The following is a 21,827-nucleotide window of genomic DNA, read 5'->3' as shown; positions in this document are numbered from 1 at the left end:
GAGGGCGGCGATGGCACCGGACGGAACGCAGAGGGCTCGGCACGAGGCGGGAAGCAATGCGCCGGGGCGTATCGCAGGCCGGCATTTCCTGCAGATCCCGGGGCCGACCAACGTTCCCGACCGGATCCTCCGCGCCATGGACGCGCCCACCATGGACCATCGCAGCCCCGCCTTCGCCCGGCTCGGCCGCGCCTGCATCGAGGGGATGAAGACCATCTTCCGCACCGAGGGGCACGTGTTCATCTACCCGGCTTCCGGAACGGGCGCGTGGGAGGCGGCACTCGTCAACACGCTCTCGCCGGAGGACGAGGTGCTGATGGTCGAGACCGGGCATTTCGCCCTTCTGTGGAAGCGGCTCGCCGAGCGTCTCGGGCTCAAGCCCCGCTTCATCGCCACCGACTGGCGCGTTGGCGCCGATGCCGCAGCGGCCGAGATCGAAGCGATCCTCGCCGAGGACCGCGCGCATGACATCAAGGCCGTGTGCGTCGTCCACAACGAGACCTCAACGGGCTGCACCACCGACATTCCCGCGATCCGGCGCGCGATCGACGCCGCGCACCACCCGGCCCTCTTCATGGTCGACACGATCTCCTCGCTCGCCTCGATCGACTACCGGCACGACGAATGGGGCGTGGACGTCACGGTGGGCGGCTCGCAGAAGGGGCTGATGCTTCCGCCCGGCCTCTCCTTCAATGCCGTGTCGGAGAAGGCGATGGCGGCGACCGCGAAGGCACGTCTGCCGCGCAGCTTCTGGTCGTGGGAGGAACATTCCGGGCCGAACGCGACCGGCTACTTCCCCTACACGCCTGCGACCAACCTTCTCTACGGCCTCGAGGCGGCGATCGCGATGCTGCACGAGGAGGGCCTCGCCAACGTCTTCGCCCGGCATGACCGGCACGCCGAGGCAACGCGCCGTGCCGTGCGCGCCTGGGGCCTCGAGGTGCTCTGCCGCGAGCCGAGGAACTACTCCTCCTCGCTCACCGCCGTGCTGATGCCCGATGGGCACTCGGCCGACGGATTGCGCGCGCGGATCCGTGACGCCTTCGACATGAGCCTCGGCAACGGCCTCTCCCGTCTCGCCGATCGGGTGTTCCGAATCGGCCATCTCGGCGACTTCAACGACCTGATGCTGGTCGGCACGCTTGGGGGGATCGAGATGGGGCTCGAGCTCGCCAAGGTGCCGCACCAGAAGGGCGGCGTGGCGGCGGCGATGAGCTACCTCGCGGCGACCGCGCCGTCCTGAGCCGACCGGCATGAGCGGGGCGGAGCGCGTCGAGCGCCGCACCCTCGCCGAGGCGGCGGCCGAGCGGCTCCGGAGCCTGATCGGCGACGGCACGCTCGCTCCGGGCGCGCGGCTGACCGAAGCCGAGCTCTCCGCACGGCTCGGCATCTCCCGGATTCCGCTGCGCGAGGCGCTGCGCGCGCTTGCCGCCGAAGGCCTCGTCGCGATCGAGCCGCACAAGGGGGCGGTGGTGACGCCCGTGACCCCGGAGGAGGTGGACGAGGTGTTCCCCGTGCTCGCCGCTCTCGAGGGCTGCGCCGGAGAGCTCGCCGCCGAGCGCATGGGCGAGGCGGAGCGGGCAGAGCTCGAGGCGCTGCACCGGGCGATGCTCGCCGCCCACCGCGCCGGCAACCGCGCCGCGTTCCTCGCCCACAACGAGGCGATCCACGAGCGGATCGTCGGCGCTGCCGGCAACCCCACGCTTGCGTCCCTGCACCGCGCGCTGTCGCTCCGGCTCAAGCGGATACGCTTCGTGGCGCAGGTCGAGGAGCAGAGCTGGGAGCGCAGCGTCGCCGAGCATGCGGCGATGATGGAGGCGCTCGCCCGGCGCGACGGGGCGGCGCTCGGGGCGGCGTTGCGCGAGCATCTTGCCTCGAAGCGCGCGGCGGTTCGGGAGGCAGTGGCGCGGGCGGGCCGCTAGGGAAGCGTTCTGCCGGCGAGACATCGGCCGCGCCTCCTGCGATGCACACGCTTGCCGTCTCGCTCCTGCAATGGTTGCGTGCATCATGCGCCGAACGCAGGCGATGGCATCGCTTCGCTCGGCACGTCGGCCGGTGCGAGCCCGGTCGCCGGTCCGCCCGCTAGCTCAGCGTCTCGATGAGGCCGAGCAGAAGCGCCGCGCGGGGGGCGAGGTCGCGCCAGAGGATGTGCTCGTGGTCGGCATGCGCGCCTCCGCCCGGGCAGCCGAGACCGTCGAGCGTGGGGATGCCGAGCGCGGCGGTGAAATTGCCGTCGGAGCCGCCGCCGCGATGCTCGCGCGGCAGCTCGAAGCCGAGCTCGGCCGCGATCGCGCGGGCCCGCTCGTAGAGGACACGGATGGCCTCAGTCTCGGCGAAGGGAGGGCGGTTCATGCCGCCCTGCACCGTCACGGTGCAGCCCTCCGTCACGGCGCGGAGGCCGAGGATCGCGCGCTCCATGCGCTCCCCGTCCTCGAGGCTCGCCACGCGCAGGTCGATCTCGCAGAAGGCGCGATCGGCGATCACGTTCGGGCGCGTGCCGCCGCGGATCGGCGCGACATTGGTCGTGATCCCGCGCGCGGGGTCGACCATGCGGTGGATCGCAAGAATCTGGTGCGCGAGCTCCACGACTGCCGACCGCCCCTCTTCGAAGGCCCCCCCGGAATGCGCCGCCCGGCCCCGCACCTCAAGCTCGAACCGGCCAACCCCCTTGCGCGCCGTCACCACCGCTCCGCCCTTCCCCGCCGGCTCGGGGATCAGAACGTACGCCGAGCGTCTCGCCTCGTCCTCGATCAGCTCGCGTGAGGTCGGGCTGCCGACCTCCTCGTCGGGGGTCAGAAGCAGCGTCACGGGCAGCGGGGTCGCCACCTTCTGCCCGAGAAGCGAGGTCACGGCATGGAGCGCGAGAAAGGAGCCGGCCTTCATGTCGTAGATGCCGGGGCCGAAGGCGCGCTCGCCCTCGATCCGGAACGGCATCGTCGCGATTGTTCCGATCGGCCAGACCGTGTCGAGATGGCCGGCGATCAGGATCCCCCCTCCTTCGGCGGGGCCGATCCGGGCGCGAAGCAGGTCGCCAAAGCCGTCGCGGCCGGGAATCCGCGTCACCGCGGCGCCTGCCGCGCGCAAGGCGCGCTCCGCCTTGTCCATGAGGCGATTGACCGCGCCGGCATCGTCGGTCGGGCTCTCGGTCTCGACCCAGTCGCGCAAGCCCTCGAGGATCCGCTCCGAGGCCCCTGGGTCGGTGCGAAGGGCGAGGGTCATCCTGGAAACGCCCGGTTCATCGGTGCCTGCGACACTCCGGCATGCGGGAGGGCGGATGGTGCGTGCGGCGTCGGCGCTTGTCCACGCCGCATGACATCGGCTAGGGTCCTGCATGCTGCGATGCAGCAGCGCCCGCAGGGGCGCTTGGGGAAGGGCGCAGTCACAATGAACGCTGTGGTCGGCAACGGCTTGATGTATTTCGAGGATCTCGCCGAAGGTATGAGCGCCTCGTTCTCCCGCACCGTGACGGAGAGCGACATCGTGCTGTTCGCCGGCGTGTCGGGCGACATGAACCCGGTGCATCTCGATGCCGAATACGCCGAGAAGACGATGTTCAAGGGCCGGATCGCCCACGGCATGCTGTCGGCCGCCTTCATCTCTACGGTGCTCGGCACCAAGCTGCCTGGGCCCGGATCGGTCTATCTCGCCCAGTCGCTCACCTTCCGCGCCCCGGTGCGGATCGGCGACACCGTCACCGCCACCTGCACCGTCCTCTCGCTCGATGCCGAGAAGAAGCGGGCGACGCTGCGGACGACCTGCACCGTCGCGGGAAGGACGGTGGTCGACGGCGAGGCGCTCGTGATGGTGCCTTCGCGCGGCGCGATCGGAACCGCCGAGGCGAAGCCGGCGGCCGCCTGAACCGCGTTGACCCCCGCCGGCGGCGGCCCTAACCGTCGCCCGTGATGCATGTCGTCTCCGACCTTGGCGAGATCCCGCCGCCCTGGCGCGGCGCCGCTGTCGCGCTCGGCAATTTCGACGGCGTGCATCGCGGCCATGCGGTGGTGATCGCCGCCACAGCCGAGGCCGCGCGTCGCCTCGGCGCCCCGGTCGCGGCGCTGACCTTCGAGCCGCACCCGCGCGAGCTGTTCCGCCCGGACGACCCACCCTTCCGCCTCACCCTGGCCGAGGCGAAGCGGGATGCGCTCGCCGCCCTCGGCGTCGAGGTGCTCGTCTCGGTGCCGTTCGACCACGCCTTCAGCCGAATCCCCGCGGAGGCGTTCGTGCGCGACATCCTCGTGCAGCGCCTCGGGGCTCGGCACGTGGCCTGCGGGCCGAACTTCCATTTCGGCCACCGCCGCGGCGGCACGCCGGCCCTGCTTGAGGCGCTCGGGGCGGAGCTCGGCTTCGGTGTCACGGTGGTCGAGAAGGCCGTCGGCGAAGGCGGGCTGCCGCTCTCCTCGACCGCCGTGCGCGAGGCGCTCGCTGCAGGCGACGTGCCGCGCGCCAACGCGATCCTCGGCCGCCCGTGGGAAATACGCGGCGTGGTGCAGCGCGGCGCAGCGCTCGGCCGGACCCTCGGCTTCCCCACCGCGAACATCCCCTTGGGCAGGCATCTCGCGCCGCGCTTCGGCGTCTACGCCGTGCGCGCAGGCGTGGAGGACGAGGCGGGCGGCGTCACCTGGTTCGACGGGGCGGCAAGCGTGGGGCTGAGGCCCACGGTGAACCCGCTTCCCGAGCCTCTGCTCGAGGTGTTCCTGTTCGACTTCGCGGGCGACCTCTACGGGCGTAGGCTTCGCGTCGCCTTCGCCGCCTTCCTGCGCGAGGAGGCGAAGTTCGCGAGCCTCGAGGCGCTCGCGGCCCAGATGCGCGCCGATTGCGACGCCGCGCGTTCCCTGCTCGCCCCGGTCTGAGGCCCCGGCCCATGGCGCAGGCGTGGTCATGGCTTCTGCTCGTGCTCGCGGGCCTGCTCGAGATCGGCTGGGCGGTGGGGCTCAAGCTCTCGCAGGGGCTGTCGCTCGCCCGGCCAGGCACGACCGCGCTCACGGTCGCGGCCATGGCCGCCTCCGTCATCCTGCTCGGCCTTGCCGCGCGGCATCTCCCGATCGGCACGGCCTATGCGGTCTGGGTCGGAATCGGTGCGGCGGGAACCGCGATCGCCGGGATGATGCTGTTCGACGAACCCGCGACACTCGCGCGGATCGGCGCGATCGCCACGATCGTGATCGGCGTCGCCGCGCTCAAGCTCCTCTCGTGACCGAGGGCAGGCCGCCGGCCTTCAGCATTTGACCCGGTGTGGCCGCTTCGGTATCGATCAGCCCATGGCGCGGCGGCACTCCTTCCGAATTCGTTGCCCGGCGCCCTGAGGGGGCGCCGGGTTCACCCCACCCCGTGGCCGACCGCGCGGCACCCCGCGCCATTCCAGGACAGACCATGACCGACGCGCCGAAGCGCGACTACCGCGACACCGTGTTCCTCCCCGTCACCTCCTTCCCGATGCGGGGGGAGCTTGCGAAGCGCGAACCCGCGCTGCTCGAGCGCTGGCAGAGGATCGGGCTGTGGCAGAGGCTGCGCGCCGCGGCCGCGGGCCGGCCGAAATTCATCCTCCACGACGGCCCCCCGTACGCCAACGGCAACATCCATATCGGCCACGCGCTGAACAAGATCCTCAAGGACGTCATCAACCGCGCCAAGCAGATGGCGGGCTATGACGCCAACTACGTGCCGGGCTGGGACTGCCACGGCCTGCCGATCGAGTGGAAGATCGAGGAGCAGTACCGCGCCGCCGGCCGCGACAAGGATGCGGTCGATCCGGTCGCCTTCCGCGCCGAGTGCCGCGCCTATGCCGCGCACTGGATGGCGGTCCAAAGCGCCGAGTTCCAGAGACTCGGCGTGGCCGGCGACTGGGCCAAACCCTATTCGACGATGGACTTCCGGTCGGAGGCGATGATCTGGCGCGAGATCGGCCGGTTCCTGATGAATGGCGGCCTCTATCGCGGCGCCAAGCCGGTTCTGTGGAGCCCCGTGGAGAAGACCGCTCTCGCCGATGCCGAGGTCGAATACCATGACCATCGTTCCACCACGGTCTGGGTTCGGTTCCCGGTGCTTGAGGCCCCCGCGCCCGACCTCCGCGGCGCCTCGATCGTGATCTGGACCACCACGCCCTGGACCATCCCGGGCAACCGCGCCGTCGCCTACGGGGCGGAGATCGACTATGCGCTCGTGGCCGTCGAGGGCGCTCGGGACGGCGCGCGCGCCCGCGTGGGCGAGCATCTGCTCGTCGCCCTGCACCTCCTGCCCGATGTCGCCAAGGAGGCGGGCATCACTCAGCACCTCGTGCGTCGCGTGCTGAAGGGGGCGGAGCTTGCGGGCACGGTCTGCGCCCATCCGCTCCGCGGCAAGGGCTACGAGGTCGATGTGCCCGCCCTGCCCGGCGACTTCGTTACCACGGACGCCGGGACGGGCTTCGTCCACATCGCCCCAGGCCATGGCGAGGAGGACTGGCTGCTCGGCCAGAAGCACGGGCTCCCCACCCCCGACACGGTCGGGCCGGACGGGCGGTTCCTCGACCACGTGCCGCTGTTCGCCGGCATCCATGTCTACGAGGCGGCGGATCCGGTCTGCGACGCGCTCGCCGAAGCCGGCGCCCTGCTCGCCCGCGGCGTGCTGGTGCACTCCTACCCGCACTCCTGGCGGTCCAAGGCGCCTTTGATCTTCCGCAACACGCCGCAGTGGTTCGTCGCGATGGATGGGCCGAACGGGGTGCGCGCCCGGGCTCTCGCCGCCATCGAGGCGACGCGCTTCGTCCCGCCCCAGGGCAAGAACCGCCTCCGTGCCATGATCGCCCAGAGGCCCGACTGGTGCGTCTCCCGCCAGCGCGCCTGGGGCGTGCCGATCGCGATCTTCGTCGAGAAGCGCACCGGCGAGCCGCTGCGCGACCAGGCGGTGATCGACCGGATCGCCGAGGCCTTCGAGCGCGAAGGGGCGGATGCCTGGTGGACGACCCCGCCTGCCGTCTTCCTCGGCGAGGGCCGGAACCCGGACGACTACGAGCAGGTGCGCGACATCATCGAGGTGTGGTTCGAGAGCGGCTCGACCCACGCTTTCGTTCTCGAAGGCTCGGAGAGCCTCGCCTGGCCCGCCGACCTCTACCTCGAGGGGTCGGACCAGCATCGCGGCTGGTTCCACTCCTCGCTGCTCGAGAGCTGCGGCACGCGCGGGCGCGCGCCCTACAAGGCGGTGCTGACGCACGGCTTCACGCTCGACGAGCAGGGGCGGAAGATGTCGAAATCGCTCGGCAACGTGGTCGCGCCGCAGGAGGTGATCGCGGAATACGGCGCCGACATCCTGAGGCTGTGGGTGATGGCCTCGGACTATACCGAGGACCAGCGCATCGGCCCCGAGATCCTCAAACAGCAGGCGGAGCTCTACCGGCGTATCCGCAACACGCTCCGGTGGCTGATCGGCGCTCTCGACGGCTTCACGGAGGCCGAACGCGTCTCGCCCGAGGCGATGCCCGAGCTCGAGCGCTGGGTGCTGCATCGTCTTGCCGAGCTCGACTCCCGGGTGCGCGAGGCGACGGAGGGCTATACCTGGACCGGCGTGTTCGCCGAGCTGCACCAGTTCTGCGCCACCGACCTCTCGGCCTTCTACTTCGACATCCGCAAGGACTCGCTCTACTGCGACCGTCCCGACAGCCCGCGCCGACGCGCCGTGCGCACCGTGCTCGACCATCTGTTCCACTGCCTCACCGCCTGGCTTGCGCCGGTGCTCGTCTTCACCGCCGAGGAGGCGTGGCTCGCGCGCTTTCCGTCCGAGGACGGCTCGGTGCATCTGCGCCTGTTCCCCGAGGTTCCGGCCGCGTGGCGCGACGAGACGCTCGCGGCGAAATGGGCGCGGATCCGCGAGCTTCGCCGTGCCGTCACCGGCGCGCTTGAGAAGGAGCGTGCCGAAGGCAGGATCGGCTCGAGCCTCCAGGCCGCCCCGGTTCTCCATCTCACCGGGCCCGACGCCGGTCTTCTCGACGCCGCGACCTGGGCGGAGGTGGCGATCACCTCCGGGCTCACGGTCTCGACCGACCCTGCCCCGCCGGGCGCGTTCACGCTTGAGGGCCTCGCCGGCGTCGCCGTCGTGCCCGAACGGGCCGAGGGGCGGAAATGCGAGCGCTGCTGGAAGGTTCTGCCCGAAGTCGGCACGCACGAGGACCATCCCGGCCTCTGCGACCGCTGCGCCGATGCGGTGCGGTCGGGGCTGGTCACGCGGCGCCGGGCTGCGTGAGCGCGCGCGACCGGGCGGGCCTCCGCCTCGGGCTCGGCCTTGCCCTCGTCCTGCTCGCCGCCGACCAGGCCTCGAAATGGTGGATCCTCGAGGTGGTGCGCCTGCCCGAGCTCGGGCGGGTGTATGTTCTGCCCTTCCTCAACTTGACGATGGTGTGGAACCGCGGCGTGACCTTCGGGCTTCTGCAGGGCGACGCCTGGTGGCACCCCTATCTGCTCGCCGCCATCGCCTGCCTCGTCGTCGGGCTTCTGCTCCTGTGGCTCGCCCGGGCGGAGAACCGGCTGGTTTCGCTCGCACTCGGGCTTGTCCTCGGCGGCGCGGTGGGCAATGTGATCGACCGGCTGCGCTTCGGCGCCGTGGTCGATTTCATCGACCTGCACGCCTTCGGCTGGCACTGGTATGTGTTCAACGTCGCCGACAGTGCGATCGTGATCGGGGTCGGGCTTCTGCTTTCGGACGCCTTGCTCCGGCCAAGGTCGGGGGGTAACGAGAAGGGATGACCAGCGCCGCACCGCACGGCCGTGCCCGCCCGCCGAGGCTGGCCGCGACGCTCGCCGCCGCGCTTCTCGTCGGGGCGTGCAGCACCGACGTCGCGCGGACCTTCGGCCTGACGCGCGACCCGCCCGACGAGTTCCAGGTGACGACGCGCGCGCCACTGACCGTCCCGCCTGACTTCACCTTGCGCCCGCCCCAGCCCGGCCAGCCGCGACCGCAGGAGGGCCGGCTGCGTGACCAGGCGGCTGCTGTGCTTGCCGGCCGCCCCGGGCTTGTCGTCGGAGCGGCCCTTCCCACCGTGCGCGCCTCGGCGGGCGAACAGGCGCTTCTCGCGGCCGCGGGCCCCGCTCCGCCGCCCGACCTTAGGCGCAGGATCGACGAGGAGACCACGCTGCTCGAGCCGACGAGCCGCTCCTTCACCGAGCGGCTCCTGTTCTGGCGCCAACCGCAGCCCCCTGGCGTGGTGATCGATCCCGCCCGCGAGCAGCAGCGGCTGCGCGAGAATGCCGCCCTCGGGCGCCCGCCCTCGATCGGCGACACGCCGATCATCCAGCGTCGCCAGCGCGGCATCTTCGAGGGGCTGTTCTGAGCGCGCTGCGGCCGGGCGCGACCGGGTCCTGCCCTCTCACATCCTCCGGCGCGGGGGCGGGGTTGTCTCGACAGGCCGGTGGTGAGCGCCACGTCACAGAAGTCACGCGGCGACCGATCAACAGCGAGGAGGACATCACGATGCCAGGCGACCGTCGCGACCTCCCCGACACCGCGCCACCCTCGCCCCACCTCCCGCCCACGTCGATCTCGGCGGAGGCGGGAGAGGGGCTCGCGCGTCGGCCGCTCCTGCTCGGCGGCCTCGCCGGCGCCGCCCTTGCCGGGCTTCCGCGGGTCGGAAACGCCGAAACGGCACTGCCGTCACGCCCGCGCGCGGATGAGCGGGTGTTCGGCGCCGAGACCTTCACTCTGGCCAATGGCATGCAGGGAGTGGTGATCCCGATGCGGCGCGCCCCCGTGGTCGCGCACATGGTCTGGTACCGGGTCGGAGCAGCGGACGAGAGCCAGGGCCACTCCGGGCTCGCCCATTTCCTCGAGCATCTGATGTTCAAGGGCACGCCCTCCGTCCCCGCCGGCCAGTTCAGCCGACGCATCGCCCGCGAGGGCGGGCGCGACAACGCCTTCACCGGCCACGACTACACCGCCTATTTCCAGCAGGTCGCGTCCGACCGCTTGCCGCTCGTGATGGCGATGGAGGCGGACCGGATGGTCAACCTCCTGCTCGACGAGAAGGACATCGCGCCTGAGCGCCTCGTGGTGGTCGAGGAGCGTCGTCAGGTCGTCGAGAACAACCCGCGCTCCCGCTTCCGCGAGCGCCTCGCCGCCGTCTTCTACGTCAACTCCCCCTATGGACGGCCGGTGATCGGCTGGGAGGACGAGATCCGCGCGATCGACCGCGAGTCGCTGCTTGCCTTCTACAAACGCTTCTACCTGCCCGCGAACGCCATCGTCGTGGTGCAGGGGGATGTCGATGTCGAGACCGTGCGCCGGCTGGCCGAGGATACCTACGGGCAAATCCCGTCCGGCCCCGCTCCGGTGCGCGCCCGGCCGCAGGAGCCGCCCGCGCTCGGCCAGACGCGCCTGACGCTCCGGGACTCGCCGCGGGTGCGCGAGCCGTCGATGACGCGGCTCTACCGCGCTCCCTCGGCACGGGCCGGCCAGGAGATGGCGGACGCGCTCGATGTCGCCGCCCATCTGCTCGGCTCCGGCCCGACCTCGATCCTCTGGCGCGCACTCGTCGAGACCGGGCTCGCCGCCTCCGTCGGCGCCTACTACAACGGCGAGACGGTGGACCGGACCGAGTTCAGCCTGTTCGCCTCGCCGCGCCCCGGCGTGCCGCCCGAGCGGGTCGAGGCGGCGCTCGACGCGGCGGTGGCGCGCACGCTCGAGGAGGGGGTGACGCAGGCGGAGGTCGAGCGGTCGGCGCGGCAGCTCACGGCCGGAGCGGCGCTCGCCCGCGACAGCCTGATGGACGGGGCGCGCGCGATCGGCGCCGCCCTTGCTGTCGGCCTGCCGCTCGCCTCGGTCGAGGCGTGGCCCAAGCGGATCAGGGAAGTGACGGCCGAAGCCGTCACCGCAGCGCTCCGGGCGGTTCTCGACGAGGAGGGCTCGGCCACCGGCTGGCTTTTGCCCCAGGCGGGAAGCCGGGCATGAGCGGCACGCGGTCAAGCGGCTGGTCGGTTCCGGTCCAGACGGTCGCGAGCCCAGGGGGCATCCGCGCCTGGCTGATCGAGGATCACTCGGTTCCGGTCGTCTCCCTCTCCTTCTCTTTCCGGGGCGGGGCAGCGCTCGACCCCGAGGGCCGCGAGGGGCGGGCGTCGCTTGCCGCCGCCCTGCTCGACCAGGGGGCGGGAGAGCTCGACACCGCCGGCTTCGCGACCGCGCTGCGCGACCGCGCGGTGAGCCTCTCCTTCGGCGCGGGGCGAGACGAGCTCACTGGCTCGCTCCGGTGCCTCGCCGAGGAGACGGGCTTTGCCGCCTCGATGCTGGCGCTCGCCCTCACCCGCCCGCGCTTCGATGCGGAGGCGCTCGCCCGGGTGAAGGCGCAGCGGCTGATCGCGCTCAGGCGCAAGGCGGAGGAGCCGCGCACCATCGCCTCCCGCGCCTGGTGGGAGAGGGCGGTCGCGCCGCATCCCTTCGCTCGGCCGCCGGGCGGGACGGAGGCCGCTCTTGGCCAGCTCGGGCGTGATGATCTCCTCGCTGCCCTGGAGGTGCAGGTGCGACGCGGCGCGCTCGTGGTCGGCGCCGCCGGGGCGATCGACGCCGCAGGCCTCGGGCGGATGCTGGACGAGGCCTTCGGCGGCGTGGCCGAGGGCGTCGCCCCTGAGGTTCCCCCCTTGCCGGCGCCGCGCGCGTTCGGGCTTGCGATCACGGAGCGGGCCGTGCCTCAGGCCGTCGCGGTGTTCGGCCATGGCGGGCCTGACCCGGACGACCCCGACTGGGAGGCGTTCCAGGTCGTGAACTGGATCCTCGGCGGCGGCGGCTTCTCCTCGCGCCTGACCGAGGAGATCCGCGAGAAGCGCGGCCTCACCTACGGAATCGGCACGCAGCTCGCCCCGTTCCGCGGGCGTAGCCTCATTCTCGGCTCGGTCTCGACTGAAAACGCGCGCTTTGGCGAGACACTCGCTCTGCTCAAGGCAGAGTGGGCGCGGATGGCGGAGGCGGGGCCGACGGCCGAGGAGGTGGCGGCTGCCCGCGCCTATCTCACCGGGAGTTTCCCCTTGGGCTTCACCTCGAGCGGGCAGATTGCGGGAACGCTCGCCTCCCTCCAAACACTCGGCCGCCCGCCGGAGTGGCTCGCGGGGCGGATCGGGCGGATCGAGGCGGTGACGCTAGCGGATGCGCGCCGCGCCGCCGCGCGGCTCTATGACCCCGCCGCCCTCTCGATCTCGGTGGTCAGCCGGCCGGGGATCTGAACGCCGCGCACCGGTTTCCGGGAGACCCCGCCTCACGCTCGCTGCATCGGCCGCAGACGGGGCTGGAAACGGCCGCTATCCCATTGCAGAATGGTGACGAATCCGGCCGTCAGCCGGAGCCACGGCCCTCGAGGAGTGCCCATGTCGAGCGCGGCCTGCCGTTGCGGCCTCTGCTGCATCACCCCGCCGCTGATGCTCGAGACCATCGCCCAGAGGGCCAAGCGCCCCTCGCTCAAACGCTGGGCCGAGGACACGCTCGCCGTCACCCGGTCGCTGCGCGAGGCGCGACTTTCGGCCTCCGCGCCCGACCCGGAGCCGGAGATGGCCGCTCGGCCCAAGCCGGAGGGCAAGCAGCGCGCCGTCTATTCGGCCCGGCAGGGCCAGTCCCTGCCCGGCAGCCTGATCCGCCCCGAAGGCGCCCCGCCGACCGGCGACCCAGCGGTCGACGAGGCCTTCGACGGCTCGGGCGCGACCTACGACTTCCTCAAGACCGTGTTCGGCCGCGCCGGCCTCGACGGCGCCAACCTGCGCATCGTCTCGACCGTCCACTACGGCCGCGGCTACGACAACGCCTTCTGGAACGGCAAGCAGATGGTCTATGGCGACGGGGACGGGGAGGTGTTCCTACGCTTCACCCGAAGCCTCGACGTGATCGGCCACGAGCTCGCGCATGGCGTGACCGAGTTCACGAGCGGGCTCGTCTACTGGGAACAGCCGGGCGCCCTGAACGAGCACTTCTCCGACGTGATCGGCGTGCTCGTGAAGCAGTGGCAGCTTGGCCAGAAGGCCGAGGACGCAGACTGGCTGATCGGCGCCGAGCTGCTCGGGCCCGAGCTCCGCAACCCGCCCGGCCACGCGGTGGCGCTGCGAAGCATGAAGGCGCCCGGCACGGCCTATGACGACCCGCTTTTGGGCAAGGACCCTCAGCCCGCGCACATGAAGGACCTCTACCGCGGCCTTGCCGACCAGGGCGGGGTCCACATCAACTCCGGAATCCCGAACCTCGTCTTCTACCGGGTGGCGATCGGCTTCGGCGGCTATGCCTGGGAGAAGGCGGGGCGGATCTGGTGGCGTGCCTTCACCGAGCCGGGGCGGATGAGCGCCCGCGCCTCCTTCCGCGAGGCCGCGAAGGAGACGATCGAGGTGGCGCGGCTGCTTTACGACGCGCAGGCCGCAGCGCTGGTCGCCGAGGCTTGGGACTCGGTCGGCGTGGTGCCGACAGGCGTGCGCAAGCCCGCGCCGAAACCCGCCGCGCCGAAGAAGACGGCCGCGCCCAAGAAGACGGCGCCGAAGGCGACCACGACGAAGCGGGCGGCTGCGAAAGCGGCGCCGAAACCCGCCGCGGCGAAGAGGAAGGCGTCGCCCAAGGGCGGCTCGAAGCCGGCGGCCAAGCCGGCGCGCACCCAAGGCACCCGGCCGCGTGCCGGCGCCTCGGCGCTCGCCGCGCGGAGCCTCCGCCCCACGCGCCGTGGCTGAGCGCAGGCCTCGCAGCGGCGCGTCTCAGGCGCCGCTCGCGGCGCTGTCGATCCTGCGCTCGGGCGGGGTCGCCGGGCTGATGCGTCGCCGGACGATCGACGTCGCCTCGCTCACCGAGGCGCAGAGACAGGCGCTCGAGGCTCTCGCCGCTTCCCCTGCCGCCGGCCCGTCACCGGGGGCGGATCGCTTCTCATTCACCCTCACCCTTGCCTATGCCGACGGCACGACGCGCGAAATCACGGTGCCGGAGGAGCGTGTTCCGGACGCGCTCGCCGACCTTTTGCGCTGAGCCGGGGGCGGCCGGCCCGGCGCGTTGCCTTCCTTTCGCCACGACGCCTCCCCATCTGCCGCGCCGCGAAAGCCAGTGGGGGAGTGCATGCAGGACGTGCTGACGGAGTGGGACGCGCACAGCCGCGACCTCAGAGCGAGGGTGGCGCGGTTCATCCTCGCCGAGCCGACGCAGCGGGTGATCATCGGCCTGATCCTCGCCAATGCCGTCACCTTGGGGCTCGAGACGGCGCCCTCGATCATGGCGCGCTGGGGCGGGCTTCTGGTCGCGCTCGACACGCTCTTCCTCGTCCTCTTCACCGTCGAGATCTGCTTGCGGATTTTCGCCTTCCGCGGCCGCTTTTTCCGCGACCCGTGGGGTCTGTTCGACTTCGCCGTGGTGGCGATCGCCTGGCTGCCGGCCACGGGCCCGCTCTCGGTGCTGCGCGCGCTGCGGGTGCTGCGCATTCTGCGGCTGGTCTCGATGCTGCCGCGTCTGCGGATCGTGGTGGAGGCGATGCTGCACGCGATCCCGGGCATCGGCGCGGTCGCGCTGCTTCTCGTGATCGTCTACTATGTCTGCGCGGTGATCGCGACCAAGCTGTTCGGCCCCTCTCACCCCCAGTTCTTCGGCACGATCGGTGAGAGCATGTACTCGCTGTTCCAGATCATGACGCTCGAGAGCTGGTCGATGGGAATCGTCCGGCCGGTGATGGAGGCTTCGCCGCAGGCCTGGCTGTTCTTCGTGCCGTTCATCCTGATCACCACCTTCGTGGTGCTGAACCTGTTCATCGGCATCATCGTCGAGAGCATCCAGACGCTGCGCAAGCAGCATGACGAGGCGGAAGAGGCGCGCGACGCCGCGCTCGCCGCCGCCACCTCTGCCGCGCGCGCCGAGCACCACGCCGACGCCGAGACGATCCTGGGCGAACTCCGCGCCCTGCGCGCCGAGGTCGCCGGGCTTAAGGCCGCGCTCGCCAGGACCTGAGCGGGGTTTCCGCGCCGCCCCCGCGGCGCTACAGCACCCGCGAGGAGGACCCGATGCCGCGACCGAAACCCGTGATGCTGGTGGTGCTCGACGGCTGGGGCTGGCGCGAGGACCCGGCCGACAACGCCGTCCTCCAGGCCCGCACCCCCGCTTTCGACGCACTCTGGGCCGCCTCGCCGCATGCCCTGCTCCGCACGTCCGGGCGCGATGTCGGCCTCCCCGACGGCCAGATGGGCAATTCCGAGGTCGGCCACCTCAACCTCGGCGCCGGCCGCGTGGTGATGCAGGACCTGCCGCGGATCGATGCGGCGATCGCCGCTGGCAGCCTCGCGTCGCTGCCGGCGCTCACCGACTTCATCGCGGCCCTGCGAGCCTCCGGCGGCACCTGCCACCTGATGGGGCTCGTCTCCCCTGGCGGCGTGCACAGCCACCAGGACCATGCAGTGGCGCTCGCCCGCGTTCTCGATCAGGCCGGCATCCCAGTCGCCGTGCATGCCTGGACGGACGGGCGGGACGCCCCACCGCGGTCGGCCCCGGGCTTCCTCGAGGCCTTCGAGCAGGCCCTGCCCGGTCGGGCGCGGATCGCGACCGTCTCGGGCCGCTACTTCGCGATGGACCGCGACAATCGCTGGGAGCGGGTCGAGAAGGCCTGGCGGGCGATGGTTCTGGCCGAAGGCCCGCGCTTTTCCTCGGCCGACGCCGCGGTGGCCGACGCCCACGCCCAAGACGTCACAGACGAGTTCATTCCGCCCTCGGTGATCGGCGACTACGCCGGCATGGCGGATGGCGACGGCGTTCTCTCGTTCAACTTCCGCGCCGACAGGGTGCGCGAGCTCCTCGCCGCCCTGCTCGACCCGGGCTTCGCCGCCTTCCCCCGCCCGCGCACGCCCCGCTTCGCCGCCGCGCTCGGCATGACCGAGTATTCGGCCTCGCTCGCCCCGCTGATGGCGACGCTGTTTCCGCCGCAATCGCTCGAGGACATCCTCGGCGCCGTGGTCGCGCGCGCGGGCCTCCGCCAGCTTCGCATCGCCGAGACCGAGAAGTATCCCCACGTGACCTATTTCTTCAACGGCGGTGAGGAGACGCCGTTCCCGGGCGAGGAGCGGATCCTCGTTCCCTCGCCGAAGGTCGCGACCTACGACCTCAAGCCGGAGATGAGCGCGCCGGAGGTGACCGAGCGCGCGGTGGAGGCGATCGCCTCAGGCCGGTTCGACCTGATCGTGCTCAACTTCGCCAATCCCGACATGGTGGGCCATACCGGCTCGCTCGAGGCGGCCATCAAGGCGGTCGAGGCGGTCGATGCCGGTCTCGGCCGGATCGCCGAGGCGGTGCGCAAGGCCTGCGGGGCGCTTCTCGTGACGGCCGACCACGGCAATGCCGAGCTGATGCGGGACCCCGAGACCGGCGGGCCCCACACGGCGCACACGCTCAACCCGGTTCCGGTTCTGCTCGCGGGCGGCCCGGCGGGCGCCCGCCTGCGGGACGGGCGTCTCGCCGATGTCGCGCCCACGCTGCTCGAGCTGCTCGGACTTCCGAAGCCCGAGACGATGACGGGCCGAAGCCTGCTTGCGGGCCCCTGCTCTGGCGCGGTCGTGTCCGCCGCCGCGGTGCCCGCGCCTTGATCGGAGCGGTGCCGAGAAACTACTCTTGCGTCTCGCTGCGGGAGGGTGACCGGGCGTTGGCCCGGCGCTGCGGGGGCGATCGTCGCACCCCGCCGGAGGCAGCGCAGCAACGGAAAGGCGCATGAAGGTCACGCTTCGTTCGGCTCTCCTCGGTGCAGGCCTCGCCTTCGCGGTCGGCCTCGGGGTGAACGGCCCGCTCGGCCGCTATCTCGACGCGACGCTCGGGCTCGCGGCCTTCGCCCAAGAAGGGAGCCGGGCCGAGACCTATCGGCTTCTCTCGCTGTTCGGCGACGTGTTCGAGCGGATCCGCGCCGAGTATGTCGAGCCGGTCAACGACCGGGACGTGATCGAGGCGGCGATCAACGGGATGCTGACGAGCCTCGACCCGCACTCCGGCTATCTCAACCCGCGCAACTTCCGCGACATGCAGGTTCAGACGCGGGGCGAGTTCGGGGGCCTCGGCATCGAGGTCACCCAGGAGGGCGGCTACATCAAGGTGATCGCGCCGATCGACGACACGCCGGCCGCCCGCGCCGGGGTGCGCGCCGGCGACCTGATCACCCATATCGACGGCCAATCCACCCAGGGGCTCACCCTCAACGAGGCGGTGGAGCGTATGCGCGGGCCGCCGCGCACCGAGATCAGGTTGACGATCCGGCGCGAGGGCTCGCCGCGGCCGATCGAGATGGCGATCATCCGCGACGTGATCCGGATCCAGTCGGTCCGGGCGCGGCTCGAGGGGGATGTGGCCTATATCCGCATCACGAGCTTCAACGAGCAGACCGATGCCGGCCTGCGCCGGGCGATGCAGCAGATCCGGCAGCAGGCGGGCGGCAACCTGCGCGGCGTCCTCCTGGATCTGCGCAACAACCCGGGCGGCCTGCTCGACCAGGCCGTGGCGGTCGCGGACGATTTCCTCGACCAGGGCGAGATCGTCTCCACTCGCGCCCGCCGCCCTGAGGACGCGCAGCGCTACAACGCCAAACCCGGCGACATCGCCCAGGGGCTGCCCTTGGTGGTGCTGATCAACGGCGGTTCTGCCTCCGCTTCCGAGATCGTGGCCGGAGCGTTGCAGGACCATCGCCGCGCCGTCGTCATCGGCACGCGCAGCTTCGGCAAGGGCTCGGTGCAGACGGTGATGCCGCTGCCCGGTAATGGCGCGATCCGGCTCACCACCGCCCGCTACTATACACCGTCGGGGCGGTCGATCCAGGCGACCGGGATCGAGCCCGATGTCGTGATCGAGGCGCTGAAGGGCGAGGCGCGTGCCGAGGCGCGCGACCGCGAGGCGCAGCTCAATCGCGCGCTTCGGAACGACGGCGGCACCGGTTCGGCAAGTCGTGCTCCGGCGCCGCAGCTTCCGCCGGTCGCGCTGCCGCCCGGCTTCGTCGAGAGCATCTCGCCGCCCGACCCGCCCCCGGCCGATGCTCAGGGTCCGGCGGTCGTGTTCGGCGACCTTGCCAAGGACTACCAGATGCGCAAGGGCCTCGAGCTCGTGCGCGCCATGGCCGCCCGGGCCCGCGCCTCGAACTGACGCACCGCGCCGGAAGGCGAGAGGCGAGAGCGGGAGCTGCGGCGGATGCAGCCGAGAGCGCCTGAGGCGTCCCCTCCCGGCGCGCGGAGCCTGCGTGCGCTCGGCTATTTCTGGCTCGCGCTCCTGGTCGGCGGTGTGCTCGTCGTGGCGTGGCTCGACCGGCTCGGCCCTCCCGCCCGGCACGATCAGGTGGCCGAGGCGCCCGAGACGGCGCACCGTGAGGGGACATCGCGCCCCGCCGAGGCAGGGGAGGCGCGACCGCCTCCGCAGCCGGCCGAGCGCGCGCCGCCGATCGCCGAACCCGACCCGGCTCTGCTCGAGCGCCTGCGCGACGGCGCCCTGCCGCGCCTAGGGTCGGACGGCCGCGCTGCCTGGCGCCTCTACGCCCGCCCTTTCAACCAGTCAGACCGGCGGCCGAAGGTCGGCGTGCTCGTCGCCGGCCTCGGGATCAGCGAGAGCGTGACCGAGGCGGCGATCCAGCGGCTACCGGGTGCGGTCAGCCTCGCCTTCTCGCCCTACGGGCTGAGACTCGCCGAGTTCGCCGCGGCTGCCCGCGCCGACGGGCACGAGGTCCTGGTCGCGATCCCGATGGAGCCGGTTGGCTTCCCGCTGAACGACCCCGGCCCCCAGGCTCTGCTCACCTCCCTTCCGTGGGGTGAAAACAACACCCGCCTCACGTGGGCGCTCTCCCGTTTCCAGGGCTATGTTGGGGCGACGAGCGTGCTCGGGCCCACCTTGCGCGGCGAGCGCTTCGCCGCAAGCCCGGAGGCGATCCGGCCGGTGCTCGAGGTGCTTCGGGCGCGCGGCCTGATGTTCGTCGACGGGCGGGTCGGCGAGCCGGCGCCCGAGGGGCTGCCCGCCCGCTCGATCGACCTCGTGCTTGACGACCGGCAGAGCCGGGCCGAGATCGACCTGCGGCTTGCCGAGCTCGAGCGGATTGCGCGCGAGCGCGGCAGCGCGCTCGGCCTTGCCGGGGCGAGCACGATCGCGGTCGAGCGGATCGCGGCCTGGGCCGCGGGGTTGGAGGAGCGGGGGCTCGTGCTCGCCCCCGTCACCGCTCTTGTGCCGACCGAGGAGCGCCGGGCGCAGCGATGAGCGCGTCTCTCCCCTATCGACGCAATGTCGGGGCGGTGCTGTTCAACCCCGACGGCCTCGTGCTGGTGTGCCGGCGCGCGGATCTGCCCAATGCCGAGGGCGCGCCGGGCGGCTGGCAGCTCCCCCAGGGCGGGATCGACGATGACGAGGATCCGGCGGAAGCGGTCCTGCGCGAGCTCGCCGAGGAGATCGGCACCGACCGCGCCGAGGTGATCGAAGAGCATCCGGAGTGGCTGACCTACGACCTGCCGCCCCACTTGATCGGCGTCGCCTTGGGCGGGCGCTACCGCGGCCAGACGCAGAAATGGTTCGCACTCCGCTTCCTCGGGCGGGACGCCGACATACGCCTCGACGCCGACCCGAACCCCGAGTTCGACGCGTGGCGCTGGACCACGCTCGACTCGCTGCCTGCGCTCGCGGTGGATTTCAAGCGGGCGATCTACGAGCGGCTCGCACGCGATTTCGCTCATCTCGCCCGTTGAGGCGTTCGTTTCCGGCCCGTTAACCGAAGCCGGGTGGGCTCTCCCATGCTGAGTGGAAGGGCCTGCGTGCGCGGATGATCGAGGCGATCACCTGTCTTGCCGCCACCCACGACCCCTGGCTCGTGCTTCTTGCCGGGCTGATGTGCGGCGCGGGCGCGCTGTCCGTGATGCAGCTGTTCCGGCGCGCCGCTGCCGATCGGGGCCTCGCCGCCTTCGGCTGAACCCTGCTCTGCGCGCTCACGCTCGGCGCCGCCGTCTGGTGCACGCATTTCATCGCCATGCTTGCCCACCGCCCCGGCGTTCCGGTGAGCTTCGACGCGGTGCTCACGATCGTCTCGTTCCTCGTGCCGATCCTCGGCGCCATTCCCGGGCTGCTCCTCGCTGCGAGCGCCAGCTCCGGGTCACGGGGCGCTGCGGAGGAGGCGCCGCTCAGCCACTGGCGGGCGGTCGCCGGCGGGGCGGTGGTGGGCGCCGCGATCGCCGCGATGCACTACACCGGGATGGCGGCTTACCGGGTGGAGGGGATCGTCGTCTGGAACCCTTCGGTGATCGCCCTGTCGGTCGCGCTCTCGATGACGATCTCGGCAGCGGCCTTCCTGCTCGCCTCCACCTACGCCGGACAGAGGGTGCCGCGCGCGGCCGGCGGCGTGTTCGCCCTCGCCGTCCTGTCGCTCCACTTCACGGGGATGGCGGCGGTCACCATCACGGCGCTCGGGACCGCCGGCACCGAGGCTGCGGTAGAGGCCCAGCATGCGATGGCGCTCGCGGTCGCGCTCGCCGGCCTGATCGTGATGACGGCAGGCGGTTTCGCCTTCCTGCTCGACCGGCGGTCGCAGACCGAGACGGTGCGTAGGCTCACGCACCTCGCGATGACCGACCCCCTCACCGGCCTACCGAACCGGGCTGCCTTCGCGGAGCGGCTCGCCCGCGGGCTCGAGCGCGCCGCTGCCGTGAGCGCACGCGCGGCGGTGATCGCGATCGACCTCGACCGGTTCAAGGAGGTGAACGACACGCATGGGCACGCGGCCGGCGACGCGGCGCTGCGCGCGATCGGTCAGCGTCTCGCGGCGGCGGTGGGCGCCAATGCCTGCCTCGCCAGGATGGGCGGGGACGAGTTCGCCGCGCTCCTCCCCTTCCGCACCCGAAGCGGGCTCGACGCCGTGATCGCGCGTCTCGAGGCGGCGGCATCCGCCCCCGTGACGATCGAGGACGGGTCGGGCGGAGAGTTCACGGTGACGCTCGGCGCCTCCTTCGGCATCGCCTGCTTCCCGGAGGACGGCACCGACCCCGGCCAGCTCACCAACAATGCCGATCTCGCCCTCTATCGCGCCAAGGCCCTGCCCTTCACCGCGCATTGTTTCTACGACCCGTCGATGGACGCAGCGGCACGGGAGAAGCGCAGCCTTGCCGCGGCGCTGCGCGAGGCGCTCGCCTCCGGAGGGGGGCTGATGCTGCATTACCAGCTCCAGGCGTCGGTCACGGCCGGGGAAATCACCGGCTACGAGGCGCTGCTCCGCTGGCGCCACCCGACGCGGGGGATGATCCCGCCCTCCGTGTTCATCCCGCTCGCCGAGGAGATGGGCCTGATCCCGGCGCTCGGTGCCTGGGTGCTGCGCCGCGCCTGCACAGAGGCCGCCGCCTGGCCGCATCCGTGGCGCGTGGCCGTGAACGTCTCGCCGCTTCAGCTCGCCGACGCCTCGCTGCCGGGCCTCGTTGCCGAGGTGCTGGCGGAGACGGGTCTTGCAGCGGAACGGCTCGAGATCGAACTCACCGAGACCGCGATCGTCGAGGACCAGGAGCGGGCGCTCTCGATCCTCCGCGCCATCAAGGCGCTCGGGGTTCGAGTAGCGCTCGACGATTTCGGGACCGGCTATTCCTCTCTCAAGACGCTGCGGAGCTTCCCCTTCGACAAGATCAAGCTCGACCGGTTCTTCATGGCCGAGATCGAGAGCTCGGCGGAAGCCATGGCGGTGATCCGGTCGGTGCTTGCGGAAGGGGTGGAGCGCCCCGAGCAGCTCGCGATCCTGCGCGCTGAGGGGTGCGACGAGGCGCAGGGTTTCCTGCTCGGCCGCCCCTCCCCAGCCGTCTCCTCTGGCCCCGAGCCGGAGGCCGCGGCGTCGGCGCCGCGGCCGCCGGACGCCGCGCCAGTGTCTGAGGCCGCCTGAGCGGACACCGGGACCGCTTCGGCCG

Annotated in this window: 20 protein-coding genes; 19 read left to right on the top strand and 1 reads right to left on the bottom strand. The window is 71.9% G+C overall.

What is annotated here, in order from left to right:
- The first annotated feature begins 10 nt into the window (after positions 1 to 10).
- Together KO353_RS08320 and KO353_RS08315 are read left to right on the top strand one after the other, a co-directional pair.
- Positions 11 to 1,243: a pyridoxal-phosphate-dependent aminotransferase family protein gene (locus tag KO353_RS08320; RefSeq protein WP_218284216.1), complete on the top strand. Its 1,233-nt coding sequence runs from the start codon at positions 11 to 13 to the stop codon at positions 1,241 to 1,243.
- A 10-nt stretch (positions 1,244 to 1,253) separates the two neighbouring features.
- Positions 1,254 to 1,922, top strand: coding sequence for a GntR family transcriptional regulator (locus KO353_RS08315; RefSeq protein WP_218284215.1), 669 nt, complete (start codon positions 1,254 to 1,256; stop codon positions 1,920 to 1,922).
- A 160-nt stretch (positions 1,923 to 2,082) separates the two neighbouring features.
- Here KO353_RS08315 and KO353_RS08310 read toward each other — a convergent pair whose 3' ends face one another.
- Positions 2,083 to 3,219, bottom strand: a complete 1,137-nt coding sequence (locus KO353_RS08310) for a M20 family metallopeptidase (RefSeq protein WP_218284214.1) — start codon at positions 3,217 to 3,219, stop codon at positions 2,083 to 2,085.
- Positions 3,220 to 3,384: 165 nt separating this feature from the next.
- Between KO353_RS08310 and KO353_RS08305 the strand changes: the two genes are divergently transcribed.
- From KO353_RS08305 to KO353_RS08225, 17 genes are all read left to right on the top strand, one after another.
- The gene (locus tag KO353_RS08305; protein ID WP_218284213.1) at positions 3,385 to 3,858 is read left to right on the top strand and encodes a MaoC family dehydratase; all 474 of its coding nucleotides are present in this window, start codon (positions 3,385 to 3,387) and stop codon (positions 3,856 to 3,858) included.
- Between the two features lie 44 nt (positions 3,859 to 3,902).
- Positions 3,903 to 4,850, top strand: coding sequence for a bifunctional riboflavin kinase/FAD synthetase (locus KO353_RS08300; RefSeq protein ID WP_218284212.1), 948 nt, complete (start codon positions 3,903 to 3,905; stop codon positions 4,848 to 4,850).
- Between the two features lie 11 nt (positions 4,851 to 4,861).
- Positions 4,862 to 5,194: a DMT family transporter gene (locus KO353_RS08295; RefSeq protein WP_218284211.1), complete on the top strand. Its 333-nt coding sequence runs from the start codon at positions 4,862 to 4,864 to the stop codon at positions 5,192 to 5,194.
- A gap of 176 nt (positions 5,195 to 5,370) precedes the next feature.
- A complete protein-coding gene (gene ileS, locus KO353_RS08290; RefSeq protein WP_218284210.1) occupies positions 5,371 to 8,214 on the top strand; it encodes an isoleucine--tRNA ligase in 2,844 nt (947 codons plus the stop codon).
- Positions 8,211 to 8,714 carry a signal peptidase II gene (gene lspA, locus KO353_RS08285; RefSeq protein ID WP_218287450.1) on the top strand — a complete coding sequence of 168 codons (504 nt, stop codon included), beginning with the start codon at positions 8,211 to 8,213 and terminating at the stop codon, positions 8,712 to 8,714. Before ileS ends, lspA begins: the two co-directional genes overlap by 4 nt.
- Positions 8,711 to 9,298 (top strand): DUF3035 domain-containing protein, encoded by a 588-nt coding sequence (locus tag KO353_RS08280; RefSeq protein WP_218284209.1) that lies wholly within the window; start codon positions 8,711 to 8,713, stop codon positions 9,296 to 9,298. The genes lspA and KO353_RS08280 overlap by 4 nt, the downstream gene beginning before the upstream one ends.
- Before the next feature lie 140 nt (positions 9,299 to 9,438).
- Positions 9,439 to 10,911, top strand: a complete 1,473-nt coding sequence (locus tag KO353_RS08275) for a M16 family metallopeptidase (RefSeq protein WP_218284208.1) — start codon at positions 9,439 to 9,441, stop codon at positions 10,909 to 10,911.
- On the top strand, positions 10,908 to 12,173 hold the full coding sequence (locus KO353_RS08270; protein WP_218284207.1) for a M16 family metallopeptidase: 1,266 nt from the start codon (positions 10,908 to 10,910) through the stop codon (positions 12,171 to 12,173). The genes KO353_RS08275 and KO353_RS08270 overlap by 4 nt, the downstream gene beginning before the upstream one ends.
- 141 nt (positions 12,174 to 12,314) lie before the next feature.
- Positions 12,315 to 13,649 (top strand): M4 family metallopeptidase, encoded by a 1,335-nt coding sequence (locus KO353_RS08265; RefSeq protein ID WP_218284206.1) that lies wholly within the window; start codon positions 12,315 to 12,317, stop codon positions 13,647 to 13,649.
- Positions 13,642 to 13,938, top strand: a complete 297-nt coding sequence (locus KO353_RS08260; RefSeq protein ID WP_218284205.1) for a protealysin inhibitor emfourin — start codon at positions 13,642 to 13,644, stop codon at positions 13,936 to 13,938. Before KO353_RS08265 ends, KO353_RS08260 begins: the two co-directional genes overlap by 8 nt.
- Before the next feature lie 87 nt (positions 13,939 to 14,025).
- On the top strand, positions 14,026 to 14,904 hold the full coding sequence (locus KO353_RS08255; RefSeq protein WP_218284204.1) for an ion transporter: 879 nt from the start codon (positions 14,026 to 14,028) through the stop codon (positions 14,902 to 14,904).
- A 53-nt stretch (positions 14,905 to 14,957) separates the two neighbouring features.
- Complete coding sequence (gene gpmI / locus KO353_RS08250; protein ID WP_235691748.1) at positions 14,958 to 16,526, top strand: 2,3-bisphosphoglycerate-independent phosphoglycerate mutase; 1,569 nt, start codon at positions 14,958 to 14,960, stop codon at positions 16,524 to 16,526.
- Between the two features lie 121 nt (positions 16,527 to 16,647).
- Positions 16,648 to 18,060: a S41 family peptidase gene (locus KO353_RS08245; protein ID WP_218284203.1), complete on the top strand. Its 1,413-nt coding sequence runs from the start codon at positions 16,648 to 16,650 to the stop codon at positions 18,058 to 18,060.
- Positions 18,061 to 18,105: 45 nt separating this feature from the next.
- Positions 18,106 to 19,155 (top strand): divergent polysaccharide deacetylase family protein, encoded by a 1,050-nt coding sequence (locus tag KO353_RS08240; protein WP_218284202.1) that lies wholly within the window; start codon positions 18,106 to 18,108, stop codon positions 19,153 to 19,155.
- Positions 19,152 to 19,637 (top strand): RNA pyrophosphohydrolase, encoded by a 486-nt coding sequence (locus tag KO353_RS08235; RefSeq protein WP_218284201.1) that lies wholly within the window; start codon positions 19,152 to 19,154, stop codon positions 19,635 to 19,637. The genes KO353_RS08240 and KO353_RS08235 overlap by 4 nt, the downstream gene beginning before the upstream one ends.
- A gap of 74 nt (positions 19,638 to 19,711) precedes the next feature.
- A complete protein-coding gene (locus tag KO353_RS08230; RefSeq protein ID WP_218284200.1) occupies positions 19,712 to 19,858 on the top strand; it encodes a hypothetical protein in 147 nt (48 codons plus the stop codon).
- Positions 19,859 to 19,861: 3 nt separating this feature from the next.
- Positions 19,862 to 21,802 (top strand): putative bifunctional diguanylate cyclase/phosphodiesterase, encoded by a 1,941-nt coding sequence (locus tag KO353_RS08225; protein ID WP_268906234.1) that lies wholly within the window; start codon positions 19,862 to 19,864, stop codon positions 21,800 to 21,802.
- The last annotated feature ends 25 nt before the right edge of the window (positions 21,803 to 21,827 follow it).

Source organism: Elioraea tepida (assembly GCF_019203965.1).
In the GTDB taxonomy this organism is placed as follows: domain Bacteria; phylum Pseudomonadota; class Alphaproteobacteria; order Acetobacterales; family Acetobacteraceae; genus Elioraea_A; species Elioraea_A tepida.
The sequence above is the reverse complement of the archived record's forward strand: the minus strand, read 5'-3'. Positions and strand labels throughout refer to the sequence as shown.

What these genes read in the sequence shown, in the direction of transcription:
- KO353_RS08320 (WP_218284216.1), top strand. Translation starts at nt 11, where the DNA reads ATGGCACCGGACGGAACGCAGAGGGCTCGGCACGAGGCGGGAAGCAAT.
- KO353_RS08315 (WP_218284215.1), top strand. Translation starts at nt 1,254, where the DNA reads ATGAGCGGGGCGGAGCGCGTCGAGCGCCGCACCCTCGCCGAGGCGGCG.
- KO353_RS08310 (WP_218284214.1), bottom strand. Translation starts at nt 3,219, where the DNA reads ATGACCCTCGCCCTTCGCACCGACCCAGGGGCCTCGGAGCGGATCCTC.
- KO353_RS08305 (WP_218284213.1), top strand. Translation starts at nt 3,385, where the DNA reads ATGAACGCTGTGGTCGGCAACGGCTTGATGTATTTCGAGGATCTCGCC.
- KO353_RS08300 (WP_218284212.1), top strand. Translation starts at nt 3,903, where the DNA reads ATGCATGTCGTCTCCGACCTTGGCGAGATCCCGCCGCCCTGGCGCGGC.
- KO353_RS08295 (WP_218284211.1), top strand. Translation starts at nt 4,862, where the DNA reads ATGGCGCAGGCGTGGTCATGGCTTCTGCTCGTGCTCGCGGGCCTGCTC.
- ileS (WP_218284210.1), top strand. Translation starts at nt 5,371, where the DNA reads ATGACCGACGCGCCGAAGCGCGACTACCGCGACACCGTGTTCCTCCCC.
- KO353_RS08280 (WP_218284209.1), top strand. Translation starts at nt 8,711, where the DNA reads ATGACCAGCGCCGCACCGCACGGCCGTGCCCGCCCGCCGAGGCTGGCC.
- KO353_RS08275 (WP_218284208.1), top strand. Translation starts at nt 9,439, where the DNA reads ATGCCAGGCGACCGTCGCGACCTCCCCGACACCGCGCCACCCTCGCCC.
- KO353_RS08270 (WP_218284207.1), top strand. Translation starts at nt 10,908, where the DNA reads ATGAGCGGCACGCGGTCAAGCGGCTGGTCGGTTCCGGTCCAGACGGTC.
- KO353_RS08265 (WP_218284206.1), top strand. Translation starts at nt 12,315, where the DNA reads ATGTCGAGCGCGGCCTGCCGTTGCGGCCTCTGCTGCATCACCCCGCCG.
- KO353_RS08255 (WP_218284204.1), top strand. Translation starts at nt 14,026, where the DNA reads ATGCAGGACGTGCTGACGGAGTGGGACGCGCACAGCCGCGACCTCAGA.
- gpmI (WP_235691748.1), top strand. Translation starts at nt 14,958, where the DNA reads ATGCCGCGACCGAAACCCGTGATGCTGGTGGTGCTCGACGGCTGGGGC.
- KO353_RS08245 (WP_218284203.1), top strand. Translation starts at nt 16,648, where the DNA reads ATGAAGGTCACGCTTCGTTCGGCTCTCCTCGGTGCAGGCCTCGCCTTC.
- KO353_RS08240 (WP_218284202.1), top strand. Translation starts at nt 18,106, where the DNA reads ATGCAGCCGAGAGCGCCTGAGGCGTCCCCTCCCGGCGCGCGGAGCCTG.
- KO353_RS08235 (WP_218284201.1), top strand. Translation starts at nt 19,152, where the DNA reads ATGAGCGCGTCTCTCCCCTATCGACGCAATGTCGGGGCGGTGCTGTTC.
- KO353_RS08230 (WP_218284200.1), top strand. Translation starts at nt 19,712, where the DNA reads ATGATCGAGGCGATCACCTGTCTTGCCGCCACCCACGACCCCTGGCTC.